Here is a 22,550-nt window from a genome sequence, read left to right as displayed (position 1 = left end):
CAGCGCAAATGATATTGGTTTGCTTTTGCGAAAGGCTTTGCCTGCAGAGCTGCACAGATCAAATGTGGGAGCAGGCAAGCCAGCTCCCACAAGGCGTCTCCGGCCTAAACTCAAGATCAGCTACGTGAGGTTGGCACCAGAAACGCGGCCTCCAGCAGCTGCCGGGTATAGGCATGCTGGGGATCGGCGAAGATGGTCTTGGCATCCCCCTGTTCCACCACTTGCCCCTGTTTGACCACCATCAACTGATGGCTCAGGGCTTTGACCACCGCCAGGTCATGGCTGATAAACAGGTAGGTCAGGTTGTACTTGGCCTGCAGGTTACGCAGCAGTTCCACCACCTGGCGCTGCACCGTGCGGTCCAGGGCCGAGGTGGGTTCATCCAGCAGGATCAGGCGTGGCTTGAGCACCAGGGCGCGGGCAATGGCGATGCGCTGGCGTTGACCTCCGGAGAATTCGTGGGGGTAGCGGTGGCGGGTCTGCGGGTCGAGCCCCACCTCCTTGAGCGCGGCGATAATCGCTGCTTCCTGCTCGGCCGCGGTGCCGATCTTGTGGATGCGCAAACCTTCGCCAACGATCTCGCTGACGCACATACGCGGGCTCAGGCTGCCAAACGGGTCCTGGAACACCACCTGCATTTCCCGGCGCAATGGCCGCACCTGTTGCTGGGTGAGTTGGTCCAGTTGCTGGCCCTCAAAACGGATCCCGCCCTTGCTGCCGATCAACCGCAGGATCGCCAGGCCCAGGGTGGATTTGCCCGAGCCGCTTTCGCCGACAATGCCCAGGGTCTGGCCCTGGGGCAGGCTGAAGTGGATGCCGTTCACCGCCTTGACGTAATCGACGGTATTGCGCAGGAAGCCTTTTTTGATCGGGAACCAGACTTTCAGGTCGTCGACTTCCAGCAGTGGTGGGCCAACCGCGTTGCTCGCCGGACCGCCACTGGGCTCGGCGGCCAGCAGTTCCTGGGTGTACGGATGCTGCGGGGAGCGAAACAGTTCTTCGCAGGACGCCTGCTCGACAATGCAACCGCGCTGCATCACACACACGCGGTGGGCAATGCGCCGCACCAGGTTCAAGTCATGGCTGATCAGCAACAGCGCCATGCCCAGGCGCGCCTGCAACTCCTTGAGCAGTTCGAGGATCTTCAACTGCACGGTCACGTCCAGGGCCGTGGTCGGCTCGTCGGCGATCAGCAGTTCCGGCTCGTTGGCCAGGGCCATGGCGATCATCACCCGCTGACGCTGGCCGCCGGACAACTCATGGGGCAAGGCCTTGAGGCGCTTGTGCGGTTCGGGGATGCCCACCAGGTCCAGCAGTTCCAGGGTGCGCAGGGTCGCAGCCTTGCCGGTCAGGCCCTTGTGCAGGCCCAGCACTTCGTTGATCTGCTTTTCGATGGAGTGCAGCGGGTTCAGCGAGGTCATCGGCTCCTGGAAGATCATCGCAATGCGGTTGCCGCGAATCTGGCGCAGGGGCTTTTCTTTCAGGGTCAGCAGATCCTGCCCGGCATACTTGATCGTGCCGGACGGATGCCGCGCCAGGGGGTAGGGCAGCAGGCGCAGAATCGAGTGGGCGGTCACCGACTTGCCGGAGCCGCTTTCGCCGACCAGGGCCAGGGTTTCACCGCGGCGGATATCGAAGCTGATATTTTCCACCACGCGCTGATGCTGCTCGCCGGTGACGAACTCGACGCTGAGGTCGCGGACTTCGATCAGATTGTCCTGATTCATCTCATTTCCTCGGGTCGAAGGCATCGCGAGCGGACTCGCCGATAAACACCAGCAAACTCAACATGATCGCCAGCACCGCAAAGGCACTGATGCCCAGCCATGGCGCCTGCAGGTTGGATTTGCCCTGGGCCACCAACTCGCCCAGGGACGGCGACCCGGCGGGCAGGCCGAAGCCCAGGAAGTCCAGGGCGGTGAGGGTGCCAATCGCGCCGGTGAGGATGAAGGGCATAAAGGTCATGGTCGAGACCATGGCATTGGGCAGGATATGGCGGAACATGATCGCGCCGTTCTGCATGCCCAGGGCCCGGGCCGCGCGCACGTATTCCAGGTTACGGCCGCGCAGGAACTCGGCGCGCACCACGTCCACCAGGCTCATCCAGGAAAACAGCAACATAATCCCCAGCAGCCACCAGAAGTTCGGCTGTACAAAGCTGGCGAGGATGATCAGCAGGTACAGCACCGGCAACCCCGACCAGATTTCCAGGAACCGCTGGCCGGCCAGGTCGACCCAGCCGCCATAAAAACCCTGCAGGGCCCCGGCCGCCACACCGATGATCGAGCTCAACACCGTGAGGGTCAGGGCAAAAAGCACCGAGACCCGAAAGCCATAGATCACCCGCGCCAGCACGTCGCGGCCCTGGTCGTCGGTGCCCAGCAGGTTGTCCGCCGAGGGCGGCGCCGGTGCCGGGACTTTCAGGTCGTAGTTGATGCTCTGGTAGCTGTAGGGGATCGGTGCCCAGAGCGTCCAGGCATCCTTGGCCTTGAGCAGTTCGCGGATGTACGGGCTTTTGTAGTTGGCTTCCAGGGGGAATTCGCCGCCGAAGGTGGTTTCCGGGTAGCGCTTGAGCGCCGGGAAGTACCAGTCGCCGTCGTAATGCACTGCCAACGGCTTGTCATTGGCGATCAACTCGGCGCCCAGGCTCAGGCCAAACAGGATCAGGAACAGCCACAGCGACCACCAGCCACGTTTATTGGCCTTGAAACGCTCGAAGCGGCGGCGATTGAGGGGGGATAGCGTCATCTCAATGCTCCCGGCTTTCGAAGTCGATACGCGGGTCGACCAGGGTGTAGGTCAAATCACCGATCAGTTTCACCACCAGGCCCAGCAGGGTGAAGATAAACAGCGTGCCGAACACCACCGGGTAATCGCGGTTGATCGCCGCTTCAAAGCTCATCAGGCCCAGGCCGTCGAGGGAGAAGATCACTTCGACTAGCAGCGAGCCGGTAAAAAAGATGCCGATAAACGCTGAAGGGAACCCGGCGATCACCAGCAGCATGGCGTTGCGGAACACATGGCCGTAGAGCACCCGGTGATTGGTCAGGCCCTTGGCCTTGGCGGTGATCACGTACTGCTTGTTGATCTCGTCGAGAAAGCTGTTTTTGGTCAGCAGGGTCATGGTGGCGAAGTTACCGATGACCAGGGCCGTGACCGGCAGCGCCAGGTGCCAGAAGTAGTCGAGGATCTTGCCGCCCCAGCTCAGTTCGTCAAAGTTGTTGGAGGTCAGGCCTCGCAACGGGAACCAGTCAAAATAACTGCCGCCGGCAAACACCACGATCAACAGAATGGCAAACAGGAACGCCGGGATCGCATAGCCGACGATGATTGCCGAACTGGTCCACACGTCAAAGTGGCTGCCATGGCGAGTGGCCTTGGCGATCCCGAGGGGGATCGAGACCAGGTACATGATCAGGGTGCTCCATAACCCGAGGGAGATGGACACCGGCATTTTCTCCTTGATCAGGTCGATGACCTTGGCGTCGCGAAAGAAGCTGTCGCCAAAGTCCAGCTGGGCGTAGTTCTTGACCATGATCCACAAGCGTTCCGGCGCCGACTTGTCGAAGCCGTACATCTTCTCGATTTCCTTGATCAGCGTCGGGTCCAGGCCCTGGGCCCCGCGGTAGCTGGAGCCGGCCACCGAGACTTCGGCACCGCCACCGGCGATGCGGCTGGTAGCACCTTCAAAGCCTTCGAGCTTGGCGATCATTTGTTCCACCGGGCCGCCGGGGGCGGCCTGGATAATCACAAAGTTGATCAGCAAAATGCCGAACAGCGTGGGGATGATCAGCAGCAACCTGCGAAAAATATAAGCCAGCATGTCAGTCGCCTCCGCTCGCCGGATCGGCCGTGGTCTGGGGTTGCGGCGTCACGGCCGGGGCCTGATCGGGCTTGATCCACCAAGTGGCAATGCCCACGTCATAGCGCGGCGGGACTTTAGGGTGGCCAAGGTGATTCCAATAGGCCACGCGGTAGGTCTTGATATGCCAGTTGGGGATCACGTAGTAGCCAAACTGCAAGACCCGGTCCAGGGCCTTGGCGTGGGCCACCAGGCTGTTACGCGAGTCGGCGTTGATCAATTGTTCCACCAATTCGTCGATGGCCGGGTCCTTGAGGCCGATGTAGTTGCGGCTGCCGGGCTTGTCGGCACTGCTCGATTGCCAGAACTCACGCTGCTCGTTACCCGGTGAAGAGGACTGCGGAAAGCTGCCGACCATCATGTCGAAGTCCCGCGAGCGCACGCGGTTGACGTATTGCGAGACATCGACCCGGCGGATCACCAGTTCGATGCCCAGGTCCGCCAGGTTGCGCTTGAACGGCAGCAGGATGCGCTCGAAGTCGGTCTGGGCCAGCATGAACTCGATGCTCACCGGCTTGCCGGTGGTGTCGACCATCTTGTCGTCAACAATGCGCCAGCCGGCCTCTTGCAACAGTTGGTAGGCTTCGCGCTGCTGGGTGCGGATCATGCCGCTGGCATCGGTTTTTGCCGGGGCGAAGGCCTGGGTGAAGGCTTCGTCAGGGATCCTGCCGCGCAGCGGTTCGAGAATCGCCAGTTCGGCAGGGCTGGGCAGGCCGGTGGCGGCCATGTCCGAGTTCTCGAAATAGCTGCGGGTACGGGTATAGGCGCCGTTGAACAGTTGCTTGTTAGTCCATTCGAAGTCCATCAACAGGCTGATCGCCTTGCGCACCCGCACGTCCTGGAACATCGGCTTGCGGATATTGAACACAAAACCCTGCATCCCGGTGGGATTGCCGTTCGGCAGTTCTTCCTTGATCAGCCGGCCCTCGGCCACGGCCGGGACGTTGTAGGCGTTGGCCCAGTTCTTGGCCGTCATTTCCTGCCAGTAATCGAACTGCCCGGCCTTGAGCGCCTCTAGGGCCACGGTGCTGTCGCGGTAGTAATCGCTGATGCGGTAATCGAAGTTGTACAGGCCCTTGTTGACGGGCAGGTCCTTGCCCCAGTAATCCTTGACCCGCTCGTAGCGGATCGAGCGCCCTGGCTTGACCTCGGCCACTTTGTACGGGCCGCTGCCCAGGGGGATCTCCAGGCTGCTCTTGGCAAAGTCACGCCCGGCCCACCAGTGTTTGGGCAACACTGGCAATTGGCCGAGGATCAACGGCAGTTCGCGGTTGCTGGTGTGCTTGAACTTGAACAGCACGCGCAACGGGTCTTCGGCGATCACTTCGGCGACGTCGGCGTAGTAGGTGCGGTAGATCGGGCTGCCCTGGGTGATCAGGGTTTCAAAGGTGAACACCACATCTTCGGCATGCACCGGATGGCCATCGTGGAAGCGCGCTTCGGGCCGCAGGTAGAAGCGTACCCAGCTGTTATCCGGGGCCTTTTCGATCTTGCCGGCGATCAGGCCATATTCAGTGATGGGCTCGTCCAGGCCCTGCTGGGCCAGGGTGTCGTAGACCAGGGTGATGTTATCGGCGGGCACGCCCTTGCTGATAAACGGATTGAGGCTGTCGAAGCTGCCCATGGCTGCTTCGCGAAAGGTGCCGCCTTTGGGCGCATCCGGGTTGACGTAGTCGACATGCTTGAAATTGGCCGGGTACTTGGGCGGCTCGTCATACAGGGTCAGGGCATGTTGTGGGGCAGCAACGGCCTGGGCGCAAAACAACAGGCCACTGATAATCGCAGTACGCAAAGGCATCATTGGGGTTTCTCCGAAGCTTTCAGCCACCACGCTCTCAGGCCCAGGCTGTAGGGCGGCGTGGTGACGAAGGCGAACCGGTTACGGTACGCCAGGCGATGATAGTTGAGATACCAATTGGGAATACTGTAGTGCTGCCACAGCAGGACCCGGTCCAAAGCCCGGCCGGCGGCGACTTGTTGGTCGCGGGTCTGCGCGGCGAGCAGTTGCTCCAGCAGGTGGTCGACCACCGGGTTGGCGATGCCCGCGTAGTTCTTGCTGCCTTTGATCGCGGCCTGGCTGGAGTGGAAGTACTGCCACTGCTCAAGGCCAGGGCTCAAGGTCTGGTTGAGGGTCATCAGGATCATGTCGAAATCAAACTGATCGAGGCGCTGCTTGTACTGCGCGCGGTCTACCGTACGCAGGCGGGCATCGATGCCGATGCTGCGCAGGTTTTCGACGTAAGGTTGCAGGATGCGCTCCAGGTTCGGGTTGACCAGCAGGATTTCGAAACGCAGCGGCTGGCCATTGCTGTCGAGCAGGCGCTGGCCAGAGAGTGTCCAGCCACCTTCGGCCAGCAGGCCGAGGGCACGACGCAAGGTTTCCCGGGGGATGCCGCGCCCGTCGGTCTGCGGCAGGCTGAAGGCCTGGGTAAACAGATTGGCCGGTAGTCGGTCGCGATAGGGTGAGAGCATCAGCCATTCATGACCCACCGGCAGGCCGCTGGCTGCGAATTCGCTGTTGGGGTAGTAGCTCAGGGTGCGTTTATAGGCGCCGCTGAACAGGGTGCGGTTGGTCCACTCGAAATCGAACATCAACCCCAGCGCTTCGCGCACCTTGGCCTGGCTGAAAGTGGCGCGCCGGCTGTTCATGAACAGGCCCTGGCTCTGGGTCGGAACCTGGTGGGCAATCTGCGCCTTGATGACTTCGCCACGGTTCACCGCCGGGAAGTTGTAGCCATTGGCCCAGTTTTTGGCCTGGTGTTCGATATAAATGTCGAATTCGCCGGCCTTGAATGCCTCGAAGGCCACGTCGCTGTCGCGATAGAACTCCACCTCGACCTTGTCGTAGTTGTAGAACCCGCGATTGACCGGCAGGTCTTTGCCCCAATAGTCCTTGACCCGCTCGAACACCAATTGCCGGCCCGGTTGGACCTGGCTGATGCGATAGGGCCCGCTGCCCAGCGGTGGCTCGAAGGTGGTGGCCTTGAAGTCGCGGTTTTTCCAGTAGTGCTGAGGCAGCACCGGCAACTCACCCAGGCGCAGGATCAACAACGGGTTGCCGGCGCGCTTGAACACGAAGCGGATGCGATGGGGGTTGAGTACATCCACCCGGGCCACTTCCTGCAGGTTGGTGCGGTATTGCGGATGGCCTTCGGTCAGCAACGTGCGGTAGGAAAACGCCACGTCGTCGGCGGTAATGGGCTTGCCGTCATGGAAACGCGCTTGCGGGCGCAGGTTGAACACCACCCAACTGCGGTCCTCGCTGTACTCCACAGATTGGGCAATCAGGCCATAACTGGACGTGGGCTCGTCGCCGGACGGGGCGTACTGGCCGGTGCCGACCATCAGCGGCTCGTTGAGCTCATTGACGCCGTATTGCAGGAAATTGGCGGTTGAGACTGGGCTGGAGCCCTTGAAGGTATAGGGGTTGAGGGTATCAAACGTGCCAAATGCCATGACCCGCAAGGTGCCGCCCTTGGGCGCTGCGGGGTTTACCCAATCGAAGTGGGTGAATTTGGCCGGGTACTTGAGCGTACCGAACTGCGCATAACCGTGGTTCTCGGTAATGGTCGCATTCGCACAAAAGCTCAAGGCCAGACTTATTAGTAGAAGGAGGGGACGCTTCAAGTCAGAGATCCGATCCGGGCGGCTTGGGCTTTATGATCGGTACAGTAACAGCTTGTTCCACTTGGAAAAAGACTGTTGAAAAGGCCATTTTCAGGCTCGGAGGGATCTTGAGCGGTACGCAGGGCAGATATGGGAGCTGGCTCCCATACAGGCCTGCGTGCACTCGGTTTATCTTGGCCCGGAGACCACCAGCATCTGCCCCGGCTTCAAGGCCTGGCCAGTGCGAGGGTTCCAACGCTTGAGATGTTGCATCTCGACGTTGAAGCGCTTGGCAACCAAGTACAGCGAGTCACCTTTCTTGACCTTGTATTGCACCGGCTTCTTGCCGCGAGCCTTGGCCACCAGTTTACGGGTGTCCTGCATCACCAGGGTCTGGCCGACCTTCAAGGCCTGGCCATTGAGCTTGTTCCAGCGCTGCAGGTCATGCACGTTGACCTTGTTGGCCTTGGCAATCAGCGTCAGGTTGTCGCCGCTCTTGACCTTATAGCTGCGCGAGCGCCCGGCCACGGCCTTGTGCTCGACTTCGTCAAACACCGGCTTTTTCGGGCGCAGGCTCAACAATTCCTCGGGGTTCATCGAGGACAGGCTACTGGCCAGTAACTGCGCCTTGGAGGTGGGCACCAACAAATGCTGGGGACCGTCCAGGGTGGTGCGTTGCTTGAAGGCCGGGTTGAGCTGGAACAGTTCGTCTTCGTCGATCTCGGCCAGCGCGGCGACCCGGGACAGGTCCATGCTTTGCTTGACTTCGACCATTTCGAAGTATGGCGTGTTGGCAATCGGGTTCAGGTTGACGCCGTAGGCCTCGGGGGCCAGCACCACCTGGGACAGCGCCAGGAACTTGGGCACGTAGTCCTTGGTTTCCTGGGGCAGTGGCAGGTTCCAGTAGTCGGTGGGCAGGCCGAGCTTCTCGTTGCGCTCGATGGCCCGGCTGACGGTGCCTTCACCCGCGTTATAGGCCGCCAGGGCCAGCAGCCAGTCGCCGTTGAACATGTCATGCAGACGTGTCAGATAGTCCAGGGCGGCGGTGGTGGAGGCGGTGATGTCGCGACGGCCGTCGTAGGCACGGGTCTGGCGCAGGTTGAAGTAGCGCCCGGTGGAGGGAATGAATTGCCACAGGCCGACCGCATCGCTGCGTGAATAGGCCATTGGGTTGTAGGCACTTTCAATCACTGGCAGCAGTGCCAGTTCCAGGGGCATGTTGCGTTCTTCAAGGCGTTCGACGATGTAGTGAATATAGAGGCTGCCGCGTTCGCTGGCGTTCTCCAGGAAGGACGGGTTGCTGGCGAACCACAGGCGCTGTTGCTCGATACGCGGGTTGACGCCGACACCGTCCTGCAGTTGGAACCCCTGGCGCATGCGCTCCCAGACATCCTGGGGTACCTGCGGGCTTGGCTTCTCTGAGAGCCAAAGGGGTTTTTGCTTGATCTTGGCTGTGAGTACGGGTTTGGGTTGCACGGTGGATTGTGCAGCGAAATGAGTGGTTTGGCAGCCCGCCAGAGTTGCGGATACGGCCACCGCAATGGCTTGAGCCAGGCGGGTCAATGCGTCTGAATGGTTGGACTTACGAATAGATGACGACATTGGCTGGAAGTTAGTTCCGGGCAAAAATGTCGGGCGATTCTAGAAAGCGCTTGGGTTCCGGTCAACCATTCAGAAATTTCGTATCAGAACCTGTCTGCTTAGAACGTGTCTTTCCACGCTCGCAAGCTAGCAAAAACCTCGCTCCCGGCGCGGTTATCGCGGTTCCCCCACTCGTCCGCTTTTTGTTTAACGGATGTTTCAGCGGTGCGCAAAAACGGGTTGGTGAGTTTTTCCAGGGCCAGGGTCGAGGGCACCGTCATCTTGCCGGCTGCCCGAAGTTGGCTGACTTTAGCCACCCGTTCGGCGATATCGGCGTTGTGCGGTTCCACGGCCTGGGCAAAGCGCAGGTTGCTTTGGGTGTACTCGTGGGTGCAGTAGACCAGTGTGTCGGCCGGCAGCGCGGCCAGGCGCTCCAGGGAGTTGTACATCTGTTGCGGCGTGCCTTCGAACAAACGCCCACAACCGGCGGCGAACAGGGTGTCGCCGCAGAACAGCAAGCCATGATGATAAAAGGCTATATGTCCCAGGGTGTGTCCCGGCACGGCGAGCACGTCGAAGCCCCAGCCCAGCACCTCGATCCGGTCGTTATCGTTGAGCGCGACGTCACGGGCCGGGATTTTTTCGCTGGCCGGGCCATAGACCTTGGCGCCTGTGGCTTGCTTGAGCTGCTCTACACCGCCCACGTGGTCATTGTGGTGGTGGGTAATCAGGATGTCGCCGAGGGTCCAGTCCGGATGTTGCGCAAGCCACGCCATGACAGGCGCGGCATCGCCCGGATCGACCACGGCACAACGATGGCTGCGATGGTCCTGTAACAACCAGATGTAGTTATCGGTGAAGGCGGGCAGGGCACTGATCTGTATCATTCTTCTATTCGCCAAGCTGAACACATTGGTGCATCTTAGAACGTCTTGGCGAGTTGGAGAATGCAATGACTGATAAAGCGTTCGCCCAGGCCGATCCCGAGTGGCTGGCGTTGATCAGCGCAGCCCGTGAGTGGCTGTCCGGGCCGATCGGGCAATTTCTGCTGGAACAGGAGCGGCTTATGCTCGAAGAAGAGCTTGAGCGCTTCTTTGGCGGCTACCTGGTGCACTACGGCCCTTCGGCACAAACCCCGCCGCCCGCGCCCCAGGTGCAGCGCAATGTGCGCCTGGGCGCGCCGTTGCCGGGGGTCGAGATTGTCTGCGAAGAACAGGCCTGGCCTTTGAGCGAGCACGCCGCCGATGTGGTGGTGATGCAGCATGGCCTGGATTTCTGCCTGTCGCCCCATGGCTTGCTGCGTGAAGCGGCCAGCGCGGTGCGCCCGGGTGGCCATCTGTTGATCGTCGGCATCAACCCCTGGAGCTCCTGGGGCCTGCGGCATGTCTTCGCCCATGATGCGCTGCGCCAGGCGCGCTGCATCTCGCCCTCGCGGGTCAGCGACTGGTTGAACCTGCTGGGCTTCGCGCTGGAGAAACGTCGCTTCGGGTGCTATCGTCCGCCGCTTGCTTCGCCCAAGTGGCAGGGCCGGTTGGCCGGTTGGGAGCGCCGTGCCGGGGCCTGGCAGTTGTCCGGGGGCGGTTTCTACCTGCTGGTAGCCCGTAAGATCGTGGTCGGCCTGCGACCGGTGAGCCAGGTCCGGCGCGAGCCCATCGGCAAACTGGTGCCAATGCCCCTGGCCAAGGTCAACCGTCGCTCCAGCGAGCAATAACTCACTTTTTGGCATTCAGGTCGTCGTGTGCGACCTCGGGAGCTGTCGGTCGATTACCGGCAACCCGCTTTGATGGATAGCGTAATGACCGATAGCGTAGAACTCTTTACCGACGGCGCCTGCAAGGGCAATCCTGGTCCGGGCGGCTGGGGCGCCTTGCTGGTGTGCAAGGGCGTGGAGAAGGAGTTGTGGGGCGGCGAACCCAACACCACCAACAACCGCATGGAGCTGATGGGCGCCATTCGCGGCCTGGAGGAGCTCAAGCGCCGTTGCGACGTGCTGCTGGTGACGGACTCGCAGTACGTCATGAAAGGCATCAACGAATGGATGGTCAACTGGAAAAAGCGCGGTTGGAAAACCGCAGCCAAGGAGCCGGTAAAGAACGCCGACCTATGGCAGTTGCTGGATGAACAGTGCAACCGCCATAACATCACCTGGAAATGGGTGCGCGGGCATATCGGCCACCCGGGCAACGAGCGGGCCGACCAATTGGCCAATCGTGGCGTGGATGACGTGCGCGGTTACAAGCAGAGCTGAGGTTCCCCATAGCCCTTGTTGGCTGGCGCGGTCCTGGATCTGGCAATCGCTGAAATCACAACGCCAGAATCCCCCGGGCGAGTTGCTCGTCCGTATCGCGTAACGCCGGCAAGGTGCGGCGAATGTGCTGCAATGCCGACTCCAGCTGGACACCCCGTATCTCGCCGTGGCTGGCAACAAACGCCGCGGCATCGTCCTTGGCCGCCAGTACGATCTTGTCATCCTTGAAGTTGCTGCTGGTGCCCTTGGTGGCACTCATCGACAGGCTGACCAGGGCGTCGGTGGTCATCACAAAGCTGGTGGCCTGGGTATGGGCAGCGCCCATCAGGCACAGGGCGAGCAGATAGTTTGGCTTGAGCATGGGTAGATTTTTACGCATCTGTAAGGAGCGGCGCAGGCTAACAAGGCGTGTGATAGCAAACTGCGCAGGCTTTGCTAAACCTTGTAAAAAACTGTTGGGCGAGGGCTCGCGGCGTTCCTCCAGGGGGCGCTCCGGTTACAGAGCGTGCTAATATCCCGCCCCTTGAAATACACACACCGTTGAGAGCTGAACCCTGATGGCCATCCGATCCGTTGTACTCGATACCGAAACCACCGGCATGCCGGTGACCGATGGTCACCGGATCATTGAAATCGGCTGTGTCGAGTTGATGGGCCGCCGCCTTACCGGCCGGCATTTCCACGTGTACCTGCAACCGGACCGAGAAAGTGACGAAGGCGCCATTGGCGTCCACGGCATCACCAACGAATTCCTGGTGGGCAAGCCGCGCTTTGCGGAAGTTGCCGATGAGTTTTTCGAGTTCATCAACGGCGCGCAGTTGATCATCCACAACGCGGCGTTCGACGTGGGTTTCATCAACAACGAATTCGCGCTGATGGGCCAGACGGATCGGGCGGACATCACCCGTCACTGCTCGATCCTCGACACCCTGATGATGGCCCGTGAGCGCCACCCGGGCCAGCGCAACAGCCTCGACGCCTTGTGCAAACGCTATGGCGTCGACAACTCCGGCCGTGAACTGCACGGCGCCTTGCTCGACTCCGAGATTCTGGCGGACGTCTACCTGACCATGACGGGCGGGCAGACCAGCCTGTCCCTGGCCGGCAACGCCTCCGATGGCAACGGTTCGGCCGAAGGCTCGGGCAACCGACCTTCGGAAATCCGTCGCCTGCCGGCGGACCGCAAGCCCACGACCATCATCCGCGCCAGCGAGCAGGACATGGCCGAGCACGCGGCACGCCTGGAAGCCATCGCCAAGTCGGCGGGGGCGCCGGCGTTGTGGACCCAGTTGACCCAACACTAGTCGCCCGGCGCGGTCTAAACATGTCGGAGCAGGCTTGTGTGGGAGCGGGCTTGCCCGCGATTACGGTTTGACAGCCAGTGCAGCTGTTACTGATCCACCGCCATCGCGGGCAAGCCCGCTCCCACATTGGTTCTGTATAGGCTTCGAAATCTTCATTCGCGACATTCGCTGCCAGCTTCTACCCTGAGTACATCGCTCTCAGGACGCCAAGCCCCATGTACAAAGACCTGAAGTTCCCTATCCTGATCGTGCACCGTGATATCAAGGCCGACACCGTCGCCGGTGATCGGGTCCGGGGCATCGCCCGGGAGCTGGAGCAAGAAGGTTTCAGTATCTTTTCTGCCGTGGACTATGCCGAGGGCCGGCTGGTGGCTTCGACCCATCATGGGCTGGCGTGCATGCTGATCGCCGCTGAAGGCGCCGGGGAAAATACCCATCTGCTGCAGAACATGGTCGAGCTGATCCGACTGGCGCGCCTGCGTGCGCCCAACCTGCCGATCTTTGCCCTGGGCGAGCAAGTCACCCTGGAAAATGCCCCGGCCGACGCCATGAGTGAACTCAACCAACTGCGCGGCATTCTCTACCTGTTCGAAGACACCGTGCCATTTCTGGCCCGGCAGGTGGCCCGGGCGGCGCGTACTTACCTCGATGGCCTGCTGCCGCCATTCTTCAAGGCCCTGGTGCAGCACACGGCCGACTCCAATTACTCCTGGCATACCCCCGGCCACGGCGGTGGTGTTGCCTATCGCAAAAGCCCGGTGGGGCAGGCGTTTCATCAGTTTTTCGGGGAAAATACCCTGCGTTCGGATTTGTCGGTGTCGGTGCCGGAACTCGGTTCGCTGCTGGATCACACCGGCCCCTTGGCCGAAGCTGAAGCCCGTGCGGCGCGCAACTTTGGCGCCGACCATACCTTCTTTGTGATCAATGGTACGTCCACCGCCAATAAGATCGTCTGGCATTCCATGGTCGGCCGCGACGACCTGGTGCTGGTGGACCGCAACTGCCACAAGTCGGTGCTGCACTCGATCATCATGACCGGCGCGATCCCGCTGTACTTGTGCCCGGAGCGCAATGAGCTGGGGATCATCGGCCCGATTCCGCTGACCGAGTTCAGCCGCGAGTCGATTCTCGCGAAGATCGAGGCCAGCCCCTTGACCCGGGGCCGCGAGCCCAAGGTCAAGCTGGCGGTGGTGACCAACTCGACCTATGACGGCCTGTGCTACAACGCCGAGCTGATTAAGCAACAATTGGGCAACAGTGTCGAGGTCCTGCACTTTGACGAGGCCTGGTATGCCTACGCGGCCTTCCACGAGTTTTTTGCCGGGCGCTATGGCATGGGGACTTCACGTACGCCCGATAGCCCGCTGGTGTTCACCACGCATTCGACCCACAAGTTGTTGGCGGCCTTCAGCCAGGCGTCGATGATCCATGTACAGGACGGCGGGGCACGGCAACTGGACCGTGACCGGTTCAATGAAGCGTTCATGATGCACATCTCTACCTCGCCGCAGTACAGCATCATTGCCTCGCTGGACGTGGCATCGGCCATGATGGAAGGGCCGGCAGGGCGTTCGCTGCTCCAGGAAATGTTCGATGAGGCCCTGAGTTTCCGTCGGGCCCTGGCCAATCTGCGCCAGCATATTGCCGCCGATGACTGGTGGTTTTCCATCTGGCAGCCGCCTTCGGTGGCGGGCATTGACCGGGTGGCGACGGCCGACTGGTTACTGCAGCCCGAGGCCGACTGGCATGGCTTTGGTGATATCGCCGAAGACTATGTGTTGCTCGACCCGATCAAGGTCACCCTGGTGATGCCCGGCCTTACGGCGGGCGGTGCCTTGAGTGACTGCGGAATCCCGGCGGCGGTGGTCAGTAAATTCCTCTGGGAGCGTGGCCTGGTGGTGGAAAAAACCGGGCTCTATTCATTCCTCGTGCTGTTTTCCATGGGGATCACCAAAGGCAAGTGGAGTACCCTGCTCACGGAATTGCTGGAGTTCAAGCGCAGTTACGACGCCAATAGCAGCCTGGCCAGTTGCCTGCCATCGGTGTTCGAGCAGGGCCCGACGCGCTACCAGGGCATGGGTTTGCAAGACTTGTGCGACCAGTTGCACGGCTGCTATCGCAGCAACGCAACGGCCAAGCACCTTAAGCGCATGTACACGGTGTTACCGGAAATCGCCATGAAACCGGCCGATGCCTATGACCAACTGGTACGCGGTGAAGTCGAGGCCGTGTCCATAGATGCCTTGCCAGGGCGTATCGCCGCCGTGATGCTGGTGCCTTATCCGCCGGGCATTCCGCTGATCATGCCGGGGGAGCGCTTTACCGAATCGACGCGCTCGATTATCGACTACCTGGCCTTTGCCCGGGAGTTCGATAGCAGCTTCCCGGGGTTTGTCGCCGATGTGCATGGTTTACAACACGAAGACGACGGCAACGGTCGTTGTTACACCGTCGATTGCATCAAGTGTTAAGGATGGTTATGCAAGCTGTAGTGAATCCGAAGTACCCGGGGCTCAGTGTACGAGTCGCCGACGAGGGATTTGACGCCTACGTGTGGGGCAATGATTTCAGCTTTGAGGTGTGCGTATATGGCACGCCGGAACTGGGCAAGCCAGTTGATCAGTGGGCGGTGGAGCAGATCCTGCCGTACCGCAAATGCTACGGCATCGATCCGGAGGAGTTCGCCAGCTATCGCGATGCCGCCGACAGCGCGGTATTCATGGCTTACCTGGATGATCGGCCGGTTGGCCATATCGTCGTCAGTACCAATTGGAACGGCTATGCCCATGTCGATGAGTTGGCGGTGGTGCTGCCGGCACGCCGGCATGGCGTGGCCAAGGCTTTGCTCGACGTGGCACAGTTCTGGAGCCGCAAGAAAAACCTGCCGGGGATGATGCTGGAGACCCAGAACAACAACCTCGGGGCCTGTCGGCTGTATGAACGCAGCGGCTACGTCATGGGCGGGATCGACCATCTGCGTTATCGCGGGATTGATCCGCAGACGCGTGAGGTGGCGATTTTCTGGTATCGCTTGTTCGGCTGAGCCCCACCCGTGGCGGGGGCTAATTGACCGGCGACAACAGGCCCTGCGCTTTGTGCGTGACAATCTCCAGCAACGCATTGAGCGCCGGGCTCGGGCTGCTGTCCTTGACCGTCAAGCCATACAGGCTTACCAGGATTGGCGGTGATAACGGGCAGGTATCCAGCCCGGCCTCACGCGCGCCACTGGCGGTGAAGGGATCGACCACCGCCAACCCTTCGCCGGCCTCGACCATGCTGCGCATCATCTGATAGGTCTGCACCCGTGTCTGGATTACCGGCAACGGGCGCAGCGCCTGTAATTTGCTGTCCAGCAACTGGCTCAACGGGTCCTGGCCCTCCAGGCCGATCATCGACTGGCCGGCCAATTCTTGCAGGGCGATGTATTTCTGCCGTGGCTTGAGCCAGCCATGGGGCGCCAACAACTGCAACTTGCCCTGGGCCAGCACGGTACTGGTGATTTGCGGGTGTTCGGGATCATGCAGGCTCAGGCCCAGGTCGGCCTCTTGCAGCAACAGGCTCCTGACGATGTCGCGGGTCGGCTGGCTGGACAGGTTGCAGGGGGTGTCCTGGAAACGCCGACGCAACAGCGCAATGCTTTGCGGCAGCAATTGATTGGCCAACGGCGGTGTACAGAGCGTGCGCAGTGGCGGCGCATGATGATGCTTGAGGCTGCTGGCCAGGCGTTGTATCGGTTCCAGGGCTTCGTAGAGATGGGCGATCTGTGCCTGCATCGCCAGGGTTTCCCGGGTGGCCTGCAACCGCCCGCGGACGCTGGCAAACAGCATGAATCCCAGTTGCTGCTCAGCGTCCTTGAGGGTGGCGTCCACGTCGGACACAGCCAATTGCAACCATTCGGCGGCGGTGCCGAGGTGTCCGGTCTGCAAAATGGCTTGAATCACTTCGATATGACGTAAACGCATGCATGAAGTCCATGTTCAGCAGGTAAGGGATTCACCGGGTGAATCCTAACCCAAGTCCGCTCATATGACTTCTGCCTGGAGGCACAGCCTTATCAAACAGGCGTGTTTTCGGGTTCGCGGGTCAGTGAAACCTGCGACTGGACCAGCACAAAGGTATTGTCATCGACTTTGTTGACCCGATCACCAATCGCCAGCTTGTAGGAAATGACAGGTTCTGAACCGCCGTCTGTCGAGGTGGACTCCTGGAATTCATGCACGGAATAAACGCGGCCTTCCGCGTCGCGGGCATGGAATTGTCCGACAAGTACTGCTGCCATCTGTTTAGAACCTCTGGAGAAAAACACCGATTTGCGGTTCTGTAGACCGTCATTAAGGCGGGTAGTTTACCTACATAGAAAAAATACTATTCGATGATGTGCCGCTTATTTTTCCTACAGGTAGATCACGGCGCAAAACAGCCGCCGATTGGCCACAACCTGCTGGTGATAGGCCGGCTAAGGCTCTATAACTACAGGTTCCTTTAGTCAGATGTCGGGAAAGCCCCATGAGCAAGGTCTACACGATTGCCGTACTGGTCGGCAGCTTGAGAAAACAGTCGATCAACCGCAAGGTCGCCCAGGCATTGGCGCAATTGGCGCCTGCAAACCTCAAGCTCAGCATCGTCGAAATCGGCGAATTGCCACTGTATAACGAAGACCTTGATGGCTCAGCGCCGCCTGCCGCCTACAGCACCTTCCGCCAGCAGGTGGCTGCGGCCGATGCGGTGCTGTTTGTCACCCCCGAATACAATCGCTCGGTGCCGGCGGCCTTGAAGAATGCCATTGATGTGGGTTCGCGTCCTTATGGCCAGAGCGTCTGGAGCGGCAAGCCAGGTGCGGTCATCAGCGTTTCACCGGGGGCCATTGGTGGGTTCGGCGCCAACCACCATTTGCGCCAGTCCCTGGTGTTCCTGGATGTGCCGTGCATGCAGCAGCCAGAAGCCTACCTGGGAGGCGCGGGCAGTGCGTTCGATGAGGCGGGCAAACTGTCGGAGAAAACCCAACCGTTCCTGCAGGCGTTTATTGATGCCTATGGCCAGTGGGTAACGAAACAGAAGGGCTGACCGATCGGCAAGACCCAGGCATCGCGCCTGGGTCTTTTGCTACGGTCAGCTCAATTGGTCGGCCAGGTGCAACGCCTGCCGCCCGATAAACTTGAGCCTGGCTTGCATGCAGGGGTTCTGGAAGCCCAGGGTCTGCGCCTGGCACTGTTGCGTTGGTGAAAAGAGGGTTATGGGGGTTCCCTGGACTGGAACTTAAAAGTGTTTCAAAGATAATTCGGCATTACATGTTGAAGTGTCCTACATGTATTCGAGCCTCAGATGAGTAAGATCCAAGCGCCCTGGAAGTATAAACGGCCTCGTCACTCTACTTGTGCCTAAGGTGCTTTAGTCCAATTCACTGGTTTGAAACGTCAGGAGTATTAATAAATGGAATCCTTGCTGTGTCAGGACGGCTTTCTACACCGATTTTTCGGGATATCAGAGTCCTTCCCTGAACATATCGCTATCAGGAATCTGGATGTCGACACAGGGGTTGTGACATATCGCGAGTTACGACTAAAAGCCGAGCAGTGTAACGGTGCGCTCGGCACTTTAAATATCTTGCCGGGCGACAAAGTTGCACTTGTTCTACCCAGCGGTGTTGAATTTATCGCTTATTTTTTAGCGATCGTTGGACGTGGTGCAATTCCGGTCATTCTTAACTACAAGTTGACGCCATTTGAAATGGCGAGTGTGGTGGGCAGCGCCAGGCCTGTGCTGGTTGTGACAACAGCTGCGCTCTTCGAAAAACACAGCGAAATATTCCAACTCGCCAACGGCGTTCGTCACTCCTTGTTATTGGAAGTGGGTGAGTCCTCATCCCTGCCTGAAAATGCGACGCCTGATGTTCAGCTTATGTGTCGCAACGAACCGCTGGTATTGCCTGAAGGCAACCCAGTCGTCTCGATACAGTTCACTTATCGGGGCACCGGCAAACCGCTGGCGGTTCCTCACCGCTACCTTGACGTGACGCATGCAATCGACGGCATGCACGAGCATATTCATCGCCAGGGGGTCGGCTCCGTCCATCTGGTCACGCTGCCGCTGCACGCCATCTTCGGGCTGTCGGCGATGATGATCTTTCCATTGAGCGTGGGCGCCACGCTGTTGATGACCGATACCGTGCTCAACAGGGACCTGGCAGAAGTCCTGTCCCGGCATAAGGTCACCTATACCTGCCTGGTGCCCGATGTCATTCGCTATTTCAATAGCCGACTGGCCAAGCGCAAAGGCGCGCTGTTGCCGATGCACCCTCAACTGATGATTTACTCAGGCGGTAGCCATCTACCCGCGGACGAAGCGGAGAAACTGGGGCGGTTGCTGGGCTGCAAACCGGTATTGCAGGGCTACGGCTTGACCGAGAGCATGCCCGTGCTGCTACAGAGTACGCTTGGCGTCGCGCAGCGCGGTGCCATGGGGCAGCCGATCAGGGGTGTGGAACTGCGCGTCGTCGACGCTCAAGGGCAAGACGTCGCGCCAGGGCGGATCGGCGAATTGCTGGTACGCGGGTCGATGGTGATTGACGGTTACGACGATGCAGAAGAAGCCAATAAGCGGTTCTTCCGTGACGGCTGGCTGCACACGGGTGACCTGGTTTGGCGCGATGACGATGGACATGTGTTTTTCTATCGTCAACGCTTACGCATCTCAAAGATCAAAGCGCAGATGGTCGATCTGTTGGAGGTCGAATCCGTCGCCATGCAACACCCCGATGCGGTGCGTGCAAAAGCCTACATCGTTCCCGACCACAAAGAGGTCAACGCATTGCACCTGTGTGTCGAGGGGCGTGCCGGGCTGACTCAGAGCGCAATTTCCACGCTGCTTTCTCAGCACCTCTCGGGGTTCAAACTGCCCAAGACCATTGAGATCATCGTTCTCAAGGAGCACAGCCATGCAAGCTGATGGCACGCCACCGGTATTGGCGGTGTTTGACTTTGACGGCACGCTCTCCGACCGGCATACGTTCTGGCGCTATATGCGTTACGTCGCGGGAACAAAAATGTTCTGGCTCAAAATGATCTGGCTGCTGCCAAAAGTGTTCAGCGTGATTCTGGGCGTGACCCCGTTGATGCAGGCTCGATTGGCGTTTATTGCGCGTTACCTGGGTGGCGTGTCGGTGGAGAAGGAGCGTGAGCACGCGCGGCATTTCGTGACTGAGCAATTGCCACGCTGGATCAGGCCCGAGGCGCTGCGCCGGCTGCAATGGCATCAATCCATGGGGCATGTCACGGCGCTGGTCAGCAACTCGCCAGAGAACTACCTGGCTCCCTGGGGGGCGGCAGTGGGGTTCGACTATGTGTGCGGCACTCGCCTGGAAACCGAGAACGACAGGCTGACGGGGGGCATCTCAGGCACCAACTGTGTTGGGCCGGAGAAAGTCATACGGCTCAGAGGCTGCCTGGCCAACCTTGATGACTACTACATTTACGCCTACGGCGACTCATCCGGCGACGATGCCCTGCTCGGTATTGCCAACGCCCCCTTTTATCGGAACTGGTACTGACTTATGGGCGCCTCGAACACTTCAGTCCCCGGGCCATGCGCTGTGCCGACGACGGTCATGATCGTGGGTGCCGGACCTGTTGGCCTGCTACTGGCAAACCTACTGCAGAAATGGGGCGTTTCTTTCCGCCTTATTGACAAGAATGCCGGCCCTTCGACCGCCACCACGTCGCGGGTCGTGCATTCAAGAACCCTGGAAATGCTCCGGCACCTGGGGGTTGCCGAACAGGCTGTCAGCAACGGTTTTACGCTCAAGCAGTTTTCGCTGCAGGCGAACAGCAAACGGGTACCGAACGATAACTTCTCCTATCTGGATGCCTGTTACCCTTTTTTACTCAGCTTGCCAGCGTCGACGCTAGAGCAAATCCTGCTTGAGCGTCTTGATGCATCGGGCCTGGGTGTTGAGTGGAATACCGAACTGGTCGAACTGCAGAACCAGCCGCAATCCGTGCAGATGCTCCTGCATCATGCTGATGGCCGCGACGAACGTTTGAGCGCTCGCTGGATGGTCGCCTGCGACGGTGCTCATCGCCGCATTGCCACGTCCCAGCCGCGTCGTGTGCAGGCACTGCAGCACGATGCCGTGTTCCTGGCAGGCGATTCGGCGCCTATCGGCCACCCTCTGGCGGATCAGGCGATTAACCTGGGGATGGGCGAGGCCTATAACCTGGCGTGGAAAATCGCCTATGTCGATCAGGGCCTGGCAGCCCCCGCATTGCTGCAGAGCTATAACGAAGAGTGCTTCCCGACAACCTTGCGAGCCGAGAGCATGGTGCACCGAGTGCTTGTCTGGCTGCGGGATAACATCCTGCCACTGCTGGGTGACTGGCGCCCGCTCCAGCGCACGTTGGCCTCGATGATTTGTGCTCATCACTACCGCTACGGCAAAAGTACCGGTATTCAAGAGTCCCTGACGAACAAGCAGCGCGCGCATTGGAATAAAAAGGGCAGGAAGTCGCGGTTCCCGACCGCAGCACCTCGCGCCGGCCAACTGGCTCCCGATATCGAGTTATGGCAACCCCCAGGTACGCCGCCAAGACGCTTGATGGATCTGTTCCAGGGAACGTTCACGTTACTGGTCTTCAGTGCGGCCGATCAATTTTCCTCTTTACTGCCGGGTTATTACGCACTGGCTGATGCAGTGCAGACGGATTACCCAGGTATCAAGGCCTACTGCGTTATTGATGCCCTCGGCAGTGCAGGGGCGCCGTTTCAACATTCGACGTTATTGGACCCGGACTGGCGCTTGCACAAGCGTTATCACGCGCGGGCAGGCACATTGATGCTGATTCGTCCTGACGGCTATATCGCTTTTCAGGGGCTGGATATAACTACGCTGATGACGTATCTGCACGCGCGATCCGGGCTGATCAAGGCGAACAAAAAAGCAACTTCCAGCGAAAATGATTTAACGGCACTGCCGATTTAAACCTGTGTGCGCAGTTCATTAGTTTGCGCAAGGCCCGCGTTGGCGATGAACTGATAGTTTGTTTTAAATAACCAAATTTAACTTCGGTTAGGAGGTCTCCATGCGCCTTGAACTTGGCGATGTTGTTCAGGAATTTATCGTGTCCAATGGAAAAATGGTCCAGAGTTATTTCTCTCTATCAGAGAGGATCATTGATTCGCTGGGCGACTCGGATACAGCGAAAGAATCAATATTGATGCGTTTGCTGGCTCAGGCCGAAACCGTCACGGTGCAGTATCTCAATGCTCACAAACAAGTACTTGAGGGCGCGTTTTCCCGTCGGGTTGAAGTACCGCTTAATCCAACGCTTGCACAGCTGGAAACGTCGTACTTGAACTCAGCCACACTGGCAACGGCCACTCTTGATGAGCCAGGCAGTGCGCAATTGCCAGCCGTGGATGTCGAGGCCTCGGTGCTTGAACAACTGGCAATTATCACTGGTTTTACCGTAGATCAGATCGACCAGGAACAACCCTATGAAAGCCTGGGGCTGGACTCCCTGGTGCAGATGGAATTCCTCGAGTCGCTCGTCGACCTGTGGCCGGAACTCAAAGCCAGCGGCACTCAATTGCTCAACGCCAAGTGCCCGCAACACACTATCGCACTGATTAGAGCGGCTCTGGCTGCGCCCGAGTCGCCCCCCGCGCCGGCAAGTGCTGCGCAAACGCCTGAGGCCCAGAGCGCCGAGCCGGCCTTCAGCCAACAACTGTTCGACGCCTTGGTACCGCTGATCCCGGGCGAGCCAAAAGCGTTCGATATTGATACGCCCTTCACCGAGCTGGGACTCAATGGTTTTGCCCGCGAAGCATTTTGCCAAGCACTGGCACAGCAGTGCTCTGCCAGCCAGTTTGCCGGTGAAGCGTTGATGTCATGTCGTACGCCGCGGGACACGCTGTGGTTTTTGGAAAGGCTGAGCTGAGACACGCCCCGCTGCAA

The 22,550-nt window shown here is 59.7% G+C and carries 20 protein-coding genes; 10 read left to right on the top strand and 10 right to left on the bottom strand.

The window, feature by feature from the left end; all coding sequences use genetic code 11:
* Positions 1–116: 116 nt before the first annotated feature.
* The 7 genes from K1X80_RS15230 to gloB all read right to left on the bottom strand — a co-directional run bounded on the left by K1X80_RS15230 (position 117) and on the right by gloB (position 9,936).
* On the bottom strand, positions 117–1,727 hold the full coding sequence (locus K1X80_RS15230; RefSeq protein WP_057959392.1) for an ABC transporter ATP-binding protein: 1,611 nt from the start codon (positions 1,725–1,727) through the stop codon (positions 117–119).
* 1 nt (position 1,728) lies between these two features.
* Complete coding sequence (locus K1X80_RS15225) at positions 1,729–2,748, bottom strand: ABC transporter permease (RefSeq protein WP_057436809.1); 1,020 nt, start codon at positions 2,746–2,748, stop codon at positions 1,729–1,731.
* A 1-nt stretch (position 2,749) separates the two neighbouring features.
* The gene (locus K1X80_RS15220; RefSeq protein WP_057436807.1) at positions 2,750–3,823 is read right to left on the bottom strand and encodes a microcin C ABC transporter permease YejB; all 1,074 of its coding nucleotides are present in this window, start codon (positions 3,821–3,823) and stop codon (positions 2,750–2,752) included.
* Between the two features lies 1 nt (position 3,824).
* Entirely contained in the window at positions 3,825–5,663 is a 1,839-nt protein-coding gene (locus K1X80_RS15215; protein ID WP_169989824.1) for an extracellular solute-binding protein, read from the bottom strand.
* Positions 5,660–7,489, bottom strand: a complete 1,830-nt coding sequence (locus tag K1X80_RS15210) for an extracellular solute-binding protein (RefSeq protein WP_057959395.1) — start codon at positions 7,487–7,489, stop codon at positions 5,660–5,662. The genes K1X80_RS15215 and K1X80_RS15210 overlap by 4 nt, the downstream gene beginning before the upstream one ends.
* 168 nt (positions 7,490–7,657) lie before the next feature.
* A complete protein-coding gene (locus K1X80_RS15205) occupies positions 7,658–9,070 on the bottom strand; it encodes a lytic transglycosylase domain-containing protein (protein WP_057959396.1) in 1,413 nt (470 codons plus the stop codon).
* A 98-nt stretch (positions 9,071–9,168) separates the two neighbouring features.
* Entirely contained in the window at positions 9,169–9,936 is a 768-nt protein-coding gene (gloB, locus tag K1X80_RS15200; RefSeq protein ID WP_057959397.1) for a hydroxyacylglutathione hydrolase, read from the bottom strand.
* Between the two features lie 65 nt (positions 9,937–10,001).
* Here gloB and K1X80_RS15195 point away from each other — a divergent pair, with 65 nt between their 5' ends.
* Positions 10,002–10,760 (top strand): class I SAM-dependent methyltransferase, encoded by a 759-nt coding sequence (locus K1X80_RS15195; protein ID WP_057436800.1) that lies wholly within the window; start codon positions 10,002–10,004, stop codon positions 10,758–10,760.
* A gap of 84 nt (positions 10,761–10,844) precedes the next feature.
* Positions 10,845–11,297 carry a ribonuclease HI gene (gene rnhA / locus K1X80_RS15190; RefSeq protein ID WP_057436798.1) on the top strand — a complete coding sequence of 151 codons (453 nt, stop codon included), beginning with the start codon at positions 10,845–10,847 and terminating at the stop codon, positions 11,295–11,297.
* Between the two features lie 55 nt (positions 11,298–11,352).
* Here rnhA and K1X80_RS15185 read toward each other — a convergent pair whose 3' ends face one another.
* A complete protein-coding gene (locus K1X80_RS15185; protein WP_128592986.1) occupies positions 11,353–11,658 on the bottom strand; it encodes a DUF2388 domain-containing protein in 306 nt (101 codons plus the stop codon).
* A 202-nt stretch (positions 11,659–11,860) separates the two neighbouring features.
* Here K1X80_RS15185 and dnaQ point away from each other — a divergent pair, with 202 nt between their 5' ends.
* The 3 genes from dnaQ (at position 11,861) to K1X80_RS15170 (ending at position 15,644) form a co-directional block, all read left to right on the top strand.
* Complete coding sequence (dnaQ, locus tag K1X80_RS15180; RefSeq protein ID WP_162947798.1) at positions 11,861–12,601, top strand: DNA polymerase III subunit epsilon; 741 nt, start codon at positions 11,861–11,863, stop codon at positions 12,599–12,601.
* A 215-nt stretch (positions 12,602–12,816) separates the two neighbouring features.
* Positions 12,817–15,072 (top strand): Orn/Lys/Arg decarboxylase N-terminal domain-containing protein, encoded by a 2,256-nt coding sequence (locus K1X80_RS15175; protein ID WP_115128315.1) that lies wholly within the window; start codon positions 12,817–12,819, stop codon positions 15,070–15,072.
* 8 nt (positions 15,073–15,080) lie between these two features.
* On the top strand, positions 15,081–15,644 hold the full coding sequence (locus K1X80_RS15170; RefSeq protein ID WP_057436789.1) for a GNAT family N-acetyltransferase: 564 nt from the start codon (positions 15,081–15,083) through the stop codon (positions 15,642–15,644).
* A gap of 19 nt (positions 15,645–15,663) precedes the next feature.
* Here the strand turns inward: K1X80_RS15170 and K1X80_RS15165 are convergent, their stop codons facing one another.
* Positions 15,664–16,563, bottom strand: a complete 900-nt coding sequence (locus tag K1X80_RS15165; protein ID WP_057959400.1) for a LysR substrate-binding domain-containing protein — start codon at positions 16,561–16,563, stop codon at positions 15,664–15,666.
* A gap of 92 nt (positions 16,564–16,655) precedes the next feature.
* Positions 16,656–16,880 (bottom strand): hypothetical protein, encoded by a 225-nt coding sequence (locus K1X80_RS15160; RefSeq protein WP_057436787.1) that lies wholly within the window; start codon positions 16,878–16,880, stop codon positions 16,656–16,658.
* 227 nt (positions 16,881–17,107) lie between these two features.
* On the opposite strand from K1X80_RS15160, the gene K1X80_RS15155 reads away from it, so the two are divergent.
* From K1X80_RS15155 to K1X80_RS15135, 5 genes are all read left to right on the top strand, one after another.
* On the top strand, positions 17,108–17,665 hold the full coding sequence (locus tag K1X80_RS15155) for an NADPH-dependent FMN reductase (RefSeq protein WP_170059209.1): 558 nt from the start codon (positions 17,108–17,110) through the stop codon (positions 17,663–17,665).
* A 366-nt stretch (positions 17,666–18,031) separates the two neighbouring features.
* Positions 18,032–19,546, top strand: coding sequence for a class I adenylate-forming enzyme family protein (locus tag K1X80_RS15150; RefSeq protein WP_220172259.1), 1,515 nt, complete (start codon positions 18,032–18,034; stop codon positions 19,544–19,546).
* Positions 19,536–20,147 carry an HAD family hydrolase gene (locus tag K1X80_RS15145; protein ID WP_057959402.1) on the top strand — a complete coding sequence of 204 codons (612 nt, stop codon included), beginning with the start codon at positions 19,536–19,538 and terminating at the stop codon, positions 20,145–20,147. Before K1X80_RS15150 ends, K1X80_RS15145 begins: the two co-directional genes overlap by 11 nt.
* 57 nt (positions 20,148–20,204) lie before the next feature.
* A complete protein-coding gene (locus K1X80_RS15140; protein ID WP_220172258.1) occupies positions 20,205–21,575 on the top strand; it encodes an FAD-dependent monooxygenase in 1,371 nt (456 codons plus the stop codon).
* Positions 21,576–21,675: 100 nt separating this feature from the next.
* Positions 21,676–22,533, top strand: coding sequence for a polyketide synthase (locus K1X80_RS15135; protein ID WP_220172257.1), 858 nt, complete (start codon positions 21,676–21,678; stop codon positions 22,531–22,533).
* Positions 22,534–22,550: the final 17 nt, after the last annotated feature.

The organism is Pseudomonas sp. So3.2b (assembly GCF_019464415.1).
In the GTDB taxonomy this organism is placed as follows: domain Bacteria; phylum Pseudomonadota; class Gammaproteobacteria; order Pseudomonadales; family Pseudomonadaceae; genus Aquipseudomonas; species Aquipseudomonas shahriarae.
The sequence above is the reverse complement of the archived record's forward strand: the minus strand, read 5'-3'. Positions and strand labels throughout refer to the sequence as shown.

What these genes read in the sequence shown, in the direction of transcription:
- K1X80_RS15225 (WP_057436809.1), bottom strand. Translation starts at nt 2,748, where the DNA reads ATGACGCTATCCCCCCTCAATCGCCGCCGCTTCGAGCGTTTCAAGGCC.
- K1X80_RS15215 (WP_169989824.1), bottom strand. Translation starts at nt 5,663, where the DNA reads ATGATGCCTTTGCGTACTGCGATTATCAGTGGCCTGTTGTTTTGCGCC.
- K1X80_RS15160 (WP_057436787.1), bottom strand. Translation starts at nt 16,880, where the DNA reads ATGGCAGCAGTACTTGTCGGACAATTCCATGCCCGCGACGCGGAAGGC.
- K1X80_RS15220 (WP_057436807.1), bottom strand. Translation starts at nt 3,823, where the DNA reads ATGCTGGCTTATATTTTTCGCAGGTTGCTGCTGATCATCCCCACGCTG.
- K1X80_RS15230 (WP_057959392.1), bottom strand. Translation starts at nt 1,727, where the DNA reads ATGAATCAGGACAATCTGATCGAAGTCCGCGACCTCAGCGTCGAGTTC.
- K1X80_RS15205 (WP_057959396.1), bottom strand. Translation starts at nt 9,070, where the DNA reads ATGTCGTCATCTATTCGTAAGTCCAACCATTCAGACGCATTGACCCGC.
- K1X80_RS15170 (WP_057436789.1), top strand. Translation starts at nt 15,081, where the DNA reads ATGCAAGCTGTAGTGAATCCGAAGTACCCGGGGCTCAGTGTACGAGTC.
- K1X80_RS15185 (WP_128592986.1), bottom strand. Translation starts at nt 11,658, where the DNA reads ATGCTCAAGCCAAACTATCTGCTCGCCCTGTGCCTGATGGGCGCTGCC.
- rnhA (WP_057436798.1), top strand. Translation starts at nt 10,845, where the DNA reads ATGACCGATAGCGTAGAACTCTTTACCGACGGCGCCTGCAAGGGCAAT.
- K1X80_RS15135 (WP_220172257.1), top strand. Translation starts at nt 21,676, where the DNA reads ATGCGCCTTGAACTTGGCGATGTTGTTCAGGAATTTATCGTGTCCAAT.
- K1X80_RS15165 (WP_057959400.1), bottom strand. Translation starts at nt 16,563, where the DNA reads ATGCGTTTACGTCATATCGAAGTGATTCAAGCCATTTTGCAGACCGGA.
- gloB (WP_057959397.1), bottom strand. Translation starts at nt 9,936, where the DNA reads ATGATACAGATCAGTGCCCTGCCCGCCTTCACCGATAACTACATCTGG.
- K1X80_RS15145 (WP_057959402.1), top strand. Translation starts at nt 19,536, where the DNA reads ATGCAAGCTGATGGCACGCCACCGGTATTGGCGGTGTTTGACTTTGAC.
- K1X80_RS15175 (WP_115128315.1), top strand. Translation starts at nt 12,817, where the DNA reads ATGTACAAAGACCTGAAGTTCCCTATCCTGATCGTGCACCGTGATATC.
- K1X80_RS15150 (WP_220172259.1), top strand. Translation starts at nt 18,032, where the DNA reads ATGGAATCCTTGCTGTGTCAGGACGGCTTTCTACACCGATTTTTCGGG.
- K1X80_RS15155 (WP_170059209.1), top strand. Translation starts at nt 17,108, where the DNA reads ATGAGCAAGGTCTACACGATTGCCGTACTGGTCGGCAGCTTGAGAAAA.
- K1X80_RS15140 (WP_220172258.1), top strand. Translation starts at nt 20,205, where the DNA reads ATGATCGTGGGTGCCGGACCTGTTGGCCTGCTACTGGCAAACCTACTG.
- K1X80_RS15195 (WP_057436800.1), top strand. Translation starts at nt 10,002, where the DNA reads ATGACTGATAAAGCGTTCGCCCAGGCCGATCCCGAGTGGCTGGCGTTG.